The sequence below is a fragment of the Qipengyuania sp. MTN3-11 genome (genome assembly GCF_042851825.1).
In the GTDB taxonomy this organism is placed as follows: Bacteria; Pseudomonadota; Alphaproteobacteria; order Sphingomonadales; family Sphingomonadaceae; genus Qipengyuania.
Genome location: NZ_BTGM01000003.1, coordinates 104,760 through 117,368 on the forward strand (window position 1 = coordinate 104,760; position 12,609 = coordinate 117,368).

The following is a 12,609-nucleotide window of genomic DNA, read 5'->3' on the forward strand; positions in this document are numbered from 1 at the left end:
CCCTCAGAACAGCCGCGAACCGTTCGGCACCTTGCGGTCGGGTGCGAACAGCACCACCTCGCCGTTTTCGTCAGCAAAGCCCAGCGTGAGAACCTCCGACATCGCCGGGCCGATCTGGCGCGGCGGGAAGTTCACCACCGCCGCGACTTGCCGGCCGACAAGCTGCGCCGGCGTATAGTTCGCGGCGATCTGGGCGCAGCTCTTCTTCTCGCCGATCCCGGCGCCGAAATCGATCCGCAGGCGATAGCTGGGCTTGCGCGCCTCGGGAAAATCCTCGGCCGAAACGATCGTGCCGATGCGGATGTCAACCGCGAGAAAATCGTCGAAGCCGATCTCTTCCGCGGCCGGTGCGTCGGGAGCGTGGTGGAGATGCATCACTCCAGCTCCAGGATCACCTCGTCGACGGCAAGGCTGTCGCCCTCGCCGGCGTTGATCTTGCTCACCGTCGCTTCCTTTTCGGCGCGCAGGATGTTCTCCATCTTCATCGCTTCGACCGTGGCGAGCGGCTGGCCGGGCTGGACCGCATCGCCCTCGGCCACGTGCAGTTTCACCAGCAGGCCGGGCATCGGGCAGATGAGAAGCTTCGAGAGATCGGGCGGTTCCTTCTCGATCATGTGACCGGCGAGATCGGCGATACGGGTCTGGAGAATGCGCAGCGTATGGGTCGCGCCACGGGTGGTGACGGCATAGCCGGTGCGGGTGGGGGCAAGCTTCAGGCCGTAGGTTGCGACCGGCTCGGCATCGTCCTCCGCCCCTTGTGCGAACTGCTCGACCTCCACGAAGCGCTCGCCCGGGGTGTATTCCATTGCCAGCGTTACCGGTTCGCCATCGACGGTGACCTGCTCTTCTTCCAGCCGGACCTGATGGGTGGTCGAGCTCTCCTCGCGCTCGCCGATGCGGACGGTCCAGTCGCCCGGCGCGTAGAATTCCTCGTGGAGCTTCTGGTCGATCCGCCGCGCGCGGTCGGCATCGGCAGTGGCGATCACCCCGCCCACCGCCGCGAGTACGTGGGTGAGATCGTCCGAGGCGGGCGCGCCTTCGAAGCCTTCGGGATATTCCTCGGCGATGAAGCCGGTGGTGAGCTCGCCCGAGCGGAAGCGCGGATGCTGCATGATCGCGCTGAGGAAATCGACATTGTGGCCGACACCTTCGAGCCGGAAGGCGTCGAGCGCCTGCACCTGCAAATCCGCCGCCTCGTCGCGGGTCTCGCCCCAGGTGACCAGCTTGGCGATCATCGGGTCGTAGTGGATAGAGACCTCGCCGCCCTCGAAGACGCCATCGTCGACCCGGATGCCGCCGACGCCGCGGCGGCCGTTCTCGCTGCCATCGTCGGTCCAAGGTTCGACCGGCGGTTCGTATTCGACCAGCCGCCCGATACTGGGCAGGAAGCCGCGGTAGGGGTCTTCGGCATAGACGCGGTTCTCTATCGCCCAGCCGTCGATCTTCACATCTTCCTGCGTCATCGCGAGCTTCTCGCCCGCGGCGACGCGGATCATCTGCTCGACCAGGTCGACCCCGGTAATCGCTTCCGTCACCGGATGTTCGACCTGGAGCCGGGTGTTCATCTCGAGGAAGTAGAAGCTCTCCCCGGTCTCGTCCGCGCCGCTGACGATCAGTTCGACCGTGCCGGCGGAATGATAATCGACCGCGCGGGCCAGCGCGACGCATTGCTCGCCCATGGCCTTGCGCATCTTGGGCGTGACGAAGGGCGATGGCGCTTCCTCCACCACCTTCTGATGGCGGCGCTGGATCGAGCATTCGCGCTCGTTGAGGTAGAGGATGTTGCCGTGCTTGTCGCCGAGGATCTGGATCTCGATATGGCGCGGGTTCTCGATGAATTTCTCGATGAAGACGCGGTCGTCGCCGAAGGAGTTGAGGCCTTCGCGCTTGGTCGCCTCGAAGCCTTCGCGCACGTCCTTCTCGCTCCAGGCGAGCCGCATGCCCTTGCCGCCGCCGCCGGCGCTGGCCTTCATCATCACCGGATAGCCGATGTCGTTTGCGATCGTCACCGCGTGTTCGGTGTCGTCGATCTCGCCGACATGGCCGGGGACCACGTTGACGCCCGCCTCCATCGCCAGCTTCTTGCTCTCGATCTTGTCGCCCATCGCCGCGATCGCGCCGGCCGGCGGGCCGATGAAGGCGATACCGGCCGCCTCCAGCGCCTCGACGAAGCTCGCCCGCTCCGACAGGAAGCCGTAGCCGGGATGCACCGCCTCGGCCCCGGTCTGCTTGCAGGCGGCGATGATCTTGTCGGCGACGAGATAGCTTTCCGCCGCAGGCGCCGGGCCGATATGTATCGCCTCGTCCGCCATCTTCACGAAGGGCGCCCGCGCATCGGCATCGGAATAGACCGCAACCGTGGCGATGCCCATGCGCCTGGCAGTGGTGATCACGCGGCAGGCGATTTCGCCGCGATTGGCGATGAGGATTTTGGTGAACATCAGGCCTCTTGGGGTTCGCTGTGGCGGTTCGCATAGCCGATTAGCGCGTCGGCGTAAGCCCCCGCGCCGCGCCGGTCGCCCTCGCCCTCCACCAGCGTGCCGATCGCTTTCGCTAGCATGGCGGTATTGGCGGTCGACAATTCGCCCAGTGGCGAGACGTATACGCCGATGGTGAACAGGATCGCGCCGGTCTCCGGCAGGCGGCGCAGGGTCTGGCGCTCGGAGCGGACGAACAGTGTCTCGCCGGCATTCTGCGCGGTGACGTGGGCGAAGGCCGCTTCTGGAGGCTCGGCCACCCAGCGCCGGGCATCGGTCGCGGCGATGAACCAGTTGCAACGGCCGTAGATCGCGCCCGGTTTGAGTTTCGCCATGAAATTGTCGACCCCGCTGGCGAGCTGTTCCTCGTAGCCCAGGATCGGCGCATGCAATGCGCGCAGCGGCAGGCCGATCTTGTCGGCGGGCGCCCAGTCGGAAGGCCAGGCAACCGCCGCGCCGACGAGGCGGTACTGCCCCTCGCCCGGGCGCAGCGTCAGCAAGCACATGTCCTCGTGATGCGCGGCGGCCGCCTCGGCGAGGCCGCCGTCGAGCCCGAGCGTAGAGGTTAGTTCCGCGCCGGGTGCCTCGGCTTCAGAGCTGAGCTGAATGCCTTCGGGATAAGCGGCGAAACCCTCGGCGCGCGCGGCGATGTCGGGATCGGGCTGGAGCCACCCGGCTTCGTCCAGCTTGGCGAGCCCCATCTTGAGCACGCCCCCGCCCCGCGCGCGGGGAAGCAGTGCATCGACGGAGAAGCCGAGGCTCAAGTCAGCGCACCGCCGATCAGCGCCAGGAAGGCACCGATGCCGCACCCGAGCAGGCCGGGCGCGAGACGGTGCCCAAAGCGCAGCCAGGCGGCGGACACCTTCTTGCCGCGCGCCATCTGCACGATGTCGGCCTGGCATTGCAGCGCCACGACACCGCCGCCGGCGATCAGGCCTGCCGCCACCATCATCTGCCAGAACTCGATGCGCTCTGCGAACAGTCCCTCGGACAGGGTCAGTATGCCGCCCAGGGTAAGCACCGACAGCGAAGTCATGTTCTTGAAGAAATCGTAGCTGAGATTTTCTGCATCGGCCCCGGTGAATTCGGCGAGGAGCTGCTGGTCGGTGGTGCCGCCGAGGCGTTCGGTCAGCGTCCTGCCCTCGCCGTCCTTGCCGATCCTGCTCACTTCCGGTCCCCCACTGACGCGAGGGGGACTATTCCGCAGGCTCGGCGACCTTGCAAGCGGTCTCCTACGCCCGGCGGAGCGGCTCCTCCCCTTCGAGGCGCCGCAGTCCGAGCTTGGCGAGCAGCGCCGCGTCGCTTTCGTCGCCCGCATTGGCGGCGGTGAGCAGCTTGTCGCCGGTGAAGATCGAGTTCGCGCCTGCCATGAAGCACAGCGCCTGCATCGCCTCGGACATCGACTCTCGCCCGGCGGAGAGGCGCACCATGCTCATCGGCATGGTGATCCGCGCCACCGCCACGGTGCGGACGAATTCGATGTCGTCGATCTTGGCCAGCGGCGTGTCGGCCAGCATGTCGCCCAGCACCGTGCCCTTGACCGGCACCAGCGCGTTGACCGGCACGCTTTCGGGATGCCGCTCCAGCGTGGCGAGCGTGTGGACGAAGCCGACGCGATCGGCGCGCGTCTCGCCCATGCCGACGATCCCGCCGCTGCACACATTGATCCCCGCATCATGCACGTTCTGTAGCGTGTCGAGCCGGTCCTGATAGTTGCGGGTCGAGATCACGCGCTCGTAATATTCCGGTCCGGTGTCGACATTGTGGTTGTAGTAATCGAGGCCCGCATCCTTCAGCATGTCCGCCTGTTTCGGCGTCAGCATGCCCAGCGTCATGCAGGTCTCCAGCCCCATGGCGCGCACACCCTTCACGATCTCGACGATCGCGGGCATGTCGCGGTCCTTGGGGTTGCGCCAGGCCGCGCCCATGCAGAAGCGCTGACTGCCCGCATCCTTCGCCTGCGCGGCGGATTGCAGGACGGCGCGCACGTCCATGAGCTTGGTCGCTTCTACGCCGCTGTCCGCCTTCACCGACTGCGAGCAATAGCCGCAATCCTCCGGACACCCGCCGGTCTTGATCGAGAGCAGCGTGCAGAGCTGGACCTGTTCGGGGGGGTGGTACTGGCGATGGACCGTGGCTGCGCGGAACAGCAGCTCTGTAAAGGGAAGGTCGAAGAGGTCCGCGATTTCGTCGCGGGTCCAGTCGGTACGGATTTGGGTCAATTTTTCTTCCAATTTCTTAGCCGCAACAGCAGGGCGACGTAGATGAGCGATAAGCCGATAACTGCCAGCCAAAAAGTCAGTGGGGAGGCCATATCGCAATTCGCGTCAGGCCCCATTCCGCACGGCAGTAAAATGGCAAACAGAGCGATTACGGCCAATAGCCAGTAGGCAAGCGACCCTAAGATCGCGACGAGCAATCGGCCCCAAGGCTTCACTCCGCCGCCTCGTCCAGATCCTCGCCCGCAGGCGGCATGTTGTGGCCGAGCAGGCGCAGCACATCCGCCGCGCATTCGACCACGTTGCTGCCAGGACCGTAAATGCCCTGCACGCCTGCATCGCGCAGGAAGTCGTAATCCTTCTGCGGGATCACGCCGCCGGCGATCACCTTGATGTCGGGGCGGCCCGCATCTTTCAGCAGGCCGATCAGTTCGGGGATCAGCGTCTTGTGGCCCGCCGCAAGGCTGCTCGCGCCGATGGCGTCCACACCCTTTTCGATCGCCATGTCGCGCGTTTCGGCGGGGGTCTGGAACAGCGGGCCGGAGACGACCTCGAAGCCCATATCGGCGAAGGCGCTGGCGATCACATTCGCGCCGCGATCGTGGCCATCCTGCCCCATCTTGGCGACCATCAGCTTCGGCGCACGGCCCAAGCGGCGCTCGACCGCCCTCACGCCTTCGACCACCTGCGCGTAGCGATCGTCCTCGGCATAGGCTTCGGAATAGACGCCGCGCACCGGGGTCGGCAGCGTGTCGTAGCGCCCGAAGATATCCTCCATGGCCGCGCTGATCTCGCCGAGCGTCGCATCGTGGCGCGCAGCCTCGACGGCGAGCTGTAGCACGTTCGCTTCGCCCTTCGCGCCGTCGCTCAGCGCCTTCAGCGCCGCCTGGCACGCCTTCTCGTCGCGCCCCGCACGCACCTTCTCCAGCCGCGCGATCTGGCTCTGGCGCACGGCGTGGTTGTCGATATCGAGCGTGTCGATCTCGTCTTCCTTGTCGCGGCGGTATTTGTTGACGCCGACGATGACCGTCTCGCCGCGATCGACGCTGGCCTGCTTGGCGGCGGCGGCGCGCTCGATCTGCGCCTTGGGCTTGCCGCTGGCGACATAGCGGGTCATGCCGCCCGCCGCCTCGACCTCGTCGAGCATGGCCGTGGCCTTTTCGACCAGCGCGGCGGTGAGGCTCTCGATGTAGTAGCTGCCGCCCAGCGGATCGGCGACATTGGTGATGCCGGTTTCCTCCTGGATCACCAGCTGCGTGTTGCGCGCGATCCGGGCGCTGAAATCGGTCGGCAGCGCGATCGCCTCGTCCAGCGCATTGGTGTGGAGCGACTGCGTGCCGCCCAGCACCGCGGCCATCGCTTCCACCGTGGTGCGGATGACGTTGTTGTAGGGGTCCTGCTCCTGCAAGGAAACGCCGCTGGTCTGGCAATGGGTGCGCAGCATCTTCGACTTGTCGGATTTCGCGCCCAGCTCGCTCATCACGTCGTGCCACAGCTGGCGGCCGGCGCGCATCTTGGCGATCTCCATGAAGAAGTTCATTCCGATGCCCCAGAAGAAGGACAGGCGCGGCGCGAAGGCGTCGATATCCAGCCCCGCTTCCATCGCGCGCTTGGCGTATTCCTTGCCGTCGGCGATGGTGAAGGCGAGCTCCTGCACCGCCGTCGCCCCGGCCTCGTGCATGTGATAGCCCGAGATCGAAATGCTGTTGAATTTCGGCATGTTGGCGGACGTATATGCGATGATGTCCGAAACGATCCGCATGCTGGGCTCGGGCGGATAGATATAGGTGTTGCGGACCATGAACTCCTTGAGGATGTCGTTCTGGATGGTCCCCGAAAGCTTGTCCTGCGACACACCCTGCAGCTCCGCCGCGACGATGTAGAATGCCAGCACCGGGATCACCGCGCCGTTCATCGTCATGCTGACGCTCATGGTGTCGAGCGGGATCTGGTCGAACAGGATTTCCATGTCGCGCACGGTATCGATCGCGACGCCCGCCTTGCCGACATCGCCCACCACGCGCGGATGATCGGAATCGTATCCGCGATGGGTGGCGAGATCGAAGGCGACGCTCAGCCCCTTCTGCCCAGCGGCGAGGTTGCGGCGATAGAAGGCGTTCGATTCCTCGGCAGTCGAGAAACCCGCATATTGCCGGATCGTCCACGGGCGGCCGGTGTACATCGAGGCGTAGGGCCCGCGCGTGAACGGCGCGATGCCGGGAACGCCGGGGTCGAGGTCTGCCGTGTCCTCGCTGGTATAGAGCGGCTTCACCGCGATCCCCTCCGGCGTGTGCCAGATCAGGTCGCGCCCCTTCACCTCCTTGTCGGCGAGGGGTTTCCAGTCGTCATAGGTGGGGGTCTTGTCTGTCATGGTCGCACTCGGGCTTTTGCACTCGGGCGGGCGGACACGCGCTCGTGCCAGCCGCGCAGATTTTCGCACTCCTCCGGCATGCCGCAGCCGACGAACTCGGCAAAATCTGCTGTCGTCAGCAGGAGGATGTCGGCTACGCTAAAGGTCGATCCGGCGAGGAAGTCGCGGTTAGCCAACGACTGGTCGAAAAAGCGGAAAGCATCGGCAACGCGCGGGCGATTGGCCTCGCCCCACTCGGCATTGCGGCCGGGAAGCCTCGCGGTAAAAGGATGCGTGTGGACCCAGACTGCGCCCACGGATGGCATCGCGATCATCTCGACACGACGGCTCCACATCTCGATTTCGGCGATTTCGAGCGGGGTGGTGCCGAACATCGGTGGATCCGGATGCACCGCCTCGAGGTAGCGCATGATAGCCACGCTTTCGGCGATAACCGTGCCGTCGTCGAGCTCGAGGATCGGTGTCTGCCCGCGCGGGTTTTTGGCGAGATATTCGGGCGCCTTCTGCTCGCGTTTGGGGATCGACACTTCCCTGCTGGGGAGGTCGATGCCTTTTTCCGCCGCAAAGATCCGCACGCGTCGCGGATTGGGTGCGGGATCGGGGCTGTCGTAGAAAAGCATCCGTATTTCCTCGCAAGTCAATTCGACCAGTGCGTGCCGCCCTTCGGCCTCTCCATGATCTCGGTCAGTTGGCCCATCATGTCCTTGGGGTGGAGGAAGAAGATGGGCGTGCCGTGCGCGCCGATGCGCGTGGGGCCGAGGATGCGCTTGCCCAGTCCCTCGAACCAGGCGCGCGCCTCGTCGATATCCTGGACCTCGTAGCACAAATGATGCTGCCCGCCCGCCGGGTTCTTGGCGAGGAAGCCTGCGATGGGCGAAGCATCGGAAAGCGGCTCGATCAGCTCGATCTGCGTCCCGAAGCTCGGCCCGCTCTCGGTCGGATCGCCGGGCGTGTCGACGAAACAGACCTTCACCCCCTGCTCCTCCAGATCGAACGGCTCGCGGATCTTCGCCGCGCCCATCACGTCGCGGTAATAGGCCATGCTTTCCGCAATCGAGGGAGTGGCGACGCCGATATGGTTGAGACGGCCGAGTTTCATTTCATCGCGCTCCTAAAGCGGAATATTGTCATGCTTCTTCCACGGATTCTCCAGCACCTTCCCGCGTAGCTTCCGCAGCCCCAGCGCAATCCGCCGCCGGGTCGAGTGCGGGTAGATCACCTCGTCGATGTAGCCACGACTGGCCGCGACGAAGGGGTTGGCGAAGCGGTCTTCGTATTCCTTTGTCTTCTCGGCGATCTTTTCCGGATCGTCGCGGTCCTGGCGGAAGATGATCTCGACCGCGCCCTTGGCGCCCATCACCGCGATCTCGGCGGTAGGCCAGGCGTAGTTGAGATCGCCGCGCAAATGCTTCGACGCCATGACGTCATAGGCACCGCCATAGGCCTTGCGGGTGATCACGGTGATCTTGGGCACGGTCGCCTCGGCATAGGCGAACAGGAGCTTGGCGCCATGCTTGATGATGCCGTTGTGCTCCTGCGCCGTGCCGGGAAGGAAGCCCGGAACGTCGACGAAGGTCAGGATCGGAATGTCGAAGGCATCGCAGAAGCGCACGAAGCGCGCCGCTTTCTTGGACGAATTGATGTCGAGCACACCCGCGAGCACCATCGGCTGGTTCGCCACGACGCCGACCGTGCGCCCCTCGATCCGGCCGAAACCGCACAGGATGTTCGCCGCATGGGCGGGCTGGACCTCGAAGAAATCGCCCTCGTCCAGAACCTTCCTGATGACCTCGTGCATGTAGTAGGGCTGGTTGGCGTTGTCGGGGATCAGCGTGTCGAGGCTGGGCTCCTCGCGGTCCCAGGCGTCGGCGGTGGGGCGGCAGGGCACCTCCTCGCGGTTCGAGAGCGGCAGGAAGTCGACGAAATTCCGTGTCGCCAGCAGGGTCTCGATGTCGTTCTCGAAGGCGACGTCGGCGACGCTGGTCTTGGTGGTATGGGTCACCGCCCCGCCCAGCTCCTCCTGGGTTACCACTTCGTTGGTCACGGTCTTGACCACATCCGGCCCGGTGACGAACATGTAGCTCGAATCCTTCACCATGAAGATGAAGTCGGTCATCGCGGGGGAATAGACCGCCCCGCCCGCACAGGGACCCATGATCAGGCTGATCTGCGGCACCACGCCAGACGCGAGCACGTTGCGCTGGAACACCTCGGCATAGCCGCCGAGCGATGCGACGCCTTCCTGGATGCGCGCACCGCCGGAATCGTTGAGGCCGATGACCGGCGCCCCGACCTTCAACGCCATGTCCATCACCTTGCAGATCTTTTCCGCATGACGTTTGGAAAGAGAACCCCCGAAGACGGTGAAATCCTGGGAGAAAACGAAGACCAGCCTGCCGTTGATCGTCCCCGACCCGGTGACCACGCCATCGCCCGGGATGCGCTGTTCCTCCATGCCGAAATCGATGCAATCGTGCTCGACATAGGTGTCGAGCTCCTCGAAACTGTCCTCGTCGAGCAGCACGTCGAGCCGTTCGCGGGCGGTGAGCTTGCCCTTGGCGTGCTGGGCGTCGATGCGCTTCTGTCCGCCCCCCATCTCGGCGGCCGCGCGGCGGCGTTCCATCTCGGCGATGTTGGCGGACATGCAATTCCCCTGAAATCGTTCGCCGGATGCCTAGAGCGCGGTTGCGAGCAAGGTCAATCGCGATAGGCGCTTATCAGGAATTCGACATTGCCTTCCGGCCCGGTGATCGGGCTCCTCGCGATGCCCTGCACCGCGAAACCCCGTCCCTCGACCCACGCGCCGACTTCGTCACAGACACGGCGGTGCAAGGCCGGATCGGAGACCACGCCCTTCTTGCCGACCTCTTCGCGCCCGACTTCGAACTGCGGCTTGATGAGTGCAACCAGTCGGCAGCTGTTCGCAGCCAGATCAAGTGGGCGTTCGAGAACCTTGGCAAGGCCGATGAAGCTCGCATCGCAGACCACCCAACTGCAGGGTCGATCGATCAGATCGGTGGTCAGGATGCGGGCGCTGGTCTGCTCCAGCACCGTCACCCGCTCGTCCTGCCGCAGCTTCCAGGCGAGCTGGTTGGTGCCGCTGTCGACGGCAAAGACATGCGCCGCGCCCTTCTGCAGCAGCACGTCGGTGAAGCCGCCGGTGGAACTGCCGATGTCCATCGCTACCGCGCCGGCGGGATCGAGCGCGAAATGCTGGATCGCGTGCGCGAGCTTGATCCCGCCGCGGCTTACCCAGGGGTGATCGCGCCCGCGCACCTCGATCGGCGCGTCTCCGGCCAGTTGCTGGCCCGGCTTGGCGAGCTTCGTCTCGCCCGAGAAGACCAGCCCCGCCATGACCAGCGCCTGCGCCCGCGTCCGGCTTTCCGCCAGCCCGCGATCGACGAGGATCTGGTCGATGCGATTCTTCTCTTTGGTTTTCTTCATTGGAAACTCATGTCCTAACGCGCATTGTCAGGACATGAAACCGATCTACGCGCACGCCGGGGCCGCCCTCGCCCTCACGTTCACCATCGCCGCCTGCATTCCCGCGCCGGATTCGACACCCGTGCCCGAGCCGGTGCAGCGCCCGGCGCCGACCCCCTCGCCGACCCCGACCCCATCGATTGCCCTGCCGGCCTACGACAATTGGATCGATGCGCCGCAGACGCCCGGCGACTGGGCGTACCGCACGAGCGGGAGCGAAAGCCGTGCCAGCTTTTCGACGAACGACACGCTCGCCTTCCAGATGATCTGCACGCCGACGAAACAGATCGCGCTGATCCGGCCCGGCGGCAGTGCCGGCCGCATCGGCATCCGCACCGAAACCAGCGAACGCGCGGTCTCCGCCGAAAGCCGGAATGGCGCCGCGGTGGCCACGCTGTCCCCGCGCGATCCCCTGCTCGATGCGATGGCGCTGACCCGCGGACGCTTCGCGGTGGAGACCGCAGGCCAGAGCCCGCTCTACCTCCCCGCCTGGGCGGAAGTGACCAGGGTGATCGAGGATTGTCGCTGACGATTGTCGGCAGTGCAGAGAAGAAAAAGGCCCGGCAAATCTGCCGGGCCACATCTAACAATTCTGACGCGGGAAAACTTTTTTTCAAGCCTTGTTTTTGTGTGCGCAACGAATCAAATTGGCAATCAAGATCAGCGGCGAACGCGATCTTGGGATCCCCTGAAAAGGATCTCTAGCTCACTAGCGCGAAAGGAGGTGATCCGATGTCTCATGGTTCAGCAGAGAGGTCGGCAAGTTTCCGCGCGGAGCACTATCGGTAACATCCAGTACCTTTAGAGGCTTCGTGAGCGGCGCTTCCGCCGCTGACCATGAAAAGGGTGGTTTCGGCTCCGGCCGAAGCCACCCTTCTCATTTCTGCCTTACTCGAATCGGAAAATTCTGTCCCCGCGAGGACGAAATGCCGAAGGGCGCAGTTGCGAAATGCGCGAACTCGAATTAACCGCTGCCCATGGAATTCGAGCACATCCCACACGCCGCCCCCGTCCCTTCCGCCACGCGCGAACGGGCGCTGGCCGATCCCGGCTTCGGTAAGGTCTTCACCGACCACATGATCGAAATCGACTACGATGCCGACAGGGGCGGGTGGCACCGCGCCAGGCTGAAGGCGCGCGAGCCGATCGCTCTCGATCCCGCGGCGGCGGTCCTTCACTACGCGCAGGAGATCTTCGAAGGGATGAAGGCATACCGCCATCCCGACGGCAGCCTGGCGCTGTTCCGTCCCGAACAGAATGCGCGGCGGTTCAACGCTTCGGCCGATCGCATGGCGATGCCACATGTGCCCGAAGACGTGTTCATCGAAGGCATCCGTCGGCTGCTGGCAGTGGATGCCGAATGGATGCCCGCGATCGAGGGCGGATCGCTGTATCTGCGCCCCTTCATGTTCGCGTCCGAAGCTTTCCTCGGGGTGAGGCCTGCCAAACAGTACAAATTCGTGCTCATTGCCTCGCCCGTCGGCGGCTATTTCAAGGCCAGCGCCAAGGCGCTCAAGATCTGGGTGAGCCGGAACTACGTCCGCGCCGCCCCGGGGGGCACGGGTGCGGCCAAGACCGGAGGCAATTATGCCGCCAGCCTGGTACCGCAGATGGAAGGGGCCGATCACGAATGCGACCAGGTCATCTTCCTCGATGCGGTGGAGCGCAAGTGGATCGAGGAACTGGGCGGAATGAACGTGTTCTTCGTCTACGACGACGGCACCGTGATAACTCCGCCGCTGACGGGTACGATCCTGCCAGGCATCACTCGCGACAGCCTGATCGCGCTGATGCGTGAAGAGGGGCTCGATGTGCGAGAGGAACCGTACAGCATCGACAGATGGCGCGCCGATGCCACCGACGGCAAGCTGGTTGAAACGCTCGCCTGCGGCACCGCCGCCGTGGTCACGCCGATCGGCACGGTCGTCGATCCCGACGGCGAATTCCAGGTGGGGTCCGGGGGCACCGGCCAATTGACCGCCAAGCTGCGCGAGCGGCTGGTGGGCATCCAGAACGGAACGATCGAGGATCGTCACGGCTGGGTGACGAAGCTATAGCT

Annotated in this window: 12 protein-coding genes; 2 read left to right on the top strand and 10 right to left on the bottom strand. The window is 64.9% G+C overall.

Annotated elements, in window-relative coordinates:
• Positions 1 to 3 precede the first annotated feature (3 nt).
• From ACGHN1_RS11375 to ACGHN1_RS11420, 10 genes are all read right to left on the bottom strand, one after another.
• A complete protein-coding gene (locus ACGHN1_RS11375) occupies positions 4 to 375 on the bottom strand; it encodes a tRNA-binding protein (RefSeq protein ID WP_390551020.1) in 372 nt (123 codons plus the stop codon).
• Positions 375 to 2,441 (bottom strand): biotin carboxylase N-terminal domain-containing protein, encoded by a 2,067-nt coding sequence (locus tag ACGHN1_RS11380; protein ID WP_390551021.1) that lies wholly within the window; start codon positions 2,439 to 2,441, stop codon positions 375 to 377. Before ACGHN1_RS11380 ends, ACGHN1_RS11375 begins: the two co-directional genes overlap by 1 nt.
• Positions 2,441 to 3,241: a DUF3445 domain-containing protein gene (locus ACGHN1_RS11385; RefSeq protein WP_390551022.1), complete on the bottom strand. Its 801-nt coding sequence runs from the start codon at positions 3,239 to 3,241 to the stop codon at positions 2,441 to 2,443. Before ACGHN1_RS11385 ends, ACGHN1_RS11380 begins: the two co-directional genes overlap by 1 nt.
• Positions 3,238 to 3,645: a hypothetical protein gene (locus tag ACGHN1_RS11390; protein ID WP_390551023.1), complete on the bottom strand. Its 408-nt coding sequence runs from the start codon at positions 3,643 to 3,645 to the stop codon at positions 3,238 to 3,240. Before ACGHN1_RS11390 ends, ACGHN1_RS11385 begins: the two co-directional genes overlap by 4 nt.
• Before the next feature lie 64 nt (positions 3,646 to 3,709).
• On the bottom strand, positions 3,710 to 4,699 hold the full coding sequence (gene bioB, locus ACGHN1_RS11395) for a biotin synthase BioB (RefSeq protein ID WP_390551024.1): 990 nt from the start codon (positions 4,697 to 4,699) through the stop codon (positions 3,710 to 3,712).
• 211 nt (positions 4,700 to 4,910) lie between these two features.
• Positions 4,911 to 7,067, bottom strand: coding sequence for a methylmalonyl-CoA mutase (gene scpA, locus ACGHN1_RS11400; RefSeq protein ID WP_390551025.1), 2,157 nt, complete (start codon positions 7,065 to 7,067; stop codon positions 4,911 to 4,913).
• Positions 7,064 to 7,687 (bottom strand): glutathione S-transferase family protein, encoded by a 624-nt coding sequence (locus ACGHN1_RS11405; RefSeq protein ID WP_390551026.1) that lies wholly within the window; start codon positions 7,685 to 7,687, stop codon positions 7,064 to 7,066. Before ACGHN1_RS11405 ends, scpA begins: the two co-directional genes overlap by 4 nt.
• A 17-nt stretch (positions 7,688 to 7,704) precedes the next feature.
• Positions 7,705 to 8,166: a methylmalonyl-CoA epimerase gene (gene mce / locus ACGHN1_RS11410; protein WP_390551027.1), complete on the bottom strand. Its 462-nt coding sequence runs from the start codon at positions 8,164 to 8,166 to the stop codon at positions 7,705 to 7,707.
• 12 nt (positions 8,167 to 8,178) lie between these two features.
• Positions 8,179 to 9,711, bottom strand: coding sequence for an acyl-CoA carboxylase subunit beta (locus tag ACGHN1_RS11415; protein WP_390551028.1), 1,533 nt, complete (start codon positions 9,709 to 9,711; stop codon positions 8,179 to 8,181).
• A 53-nt stretch (positions 9,712 to 9,764) separates the two neighbouring features.
• Positions 9,765 to 10,511, bottom strand: coding sequence for a TlyA family RNA methyltransferase (locus ACGHN1_RS11420; RefSeq protein ID WP_390551029.1), 747 nt, complete (start codon positions 10,509 to 10,511; stop codon positions 9,765 to 9,767).
• Between the two features lie 34 nt (positions 10,512 to 10,545).
• Here ACGHN1_RS11420 and ACGHN1_RS11425 point away from each other — a divergent pair, with 34 nt between their 5' ends.
• Entirely contained in the window at positions 10,546 to 11,079 is a 534-nt protein-coding gene (locus tag ACGHN1_RS11425) for a hypothetical protein (RefSeq protein ID WP_390551030.1), read from the top strand.
• 448 nt (positions 11,080 to 11,527) lie between these two features.
• Entirely contained in the window at positions 11,528 to 12,607 is a 1,080-nt protein-coding gene (locus ACGHN1_RS11430; protein ID WP_390551031.1) for a branched-chain amino acid aminotransferase, read from the top strand.
• The last annotated feature ends 2 nt before the right edge of the window (positions 12,608 to 12,609 follow it).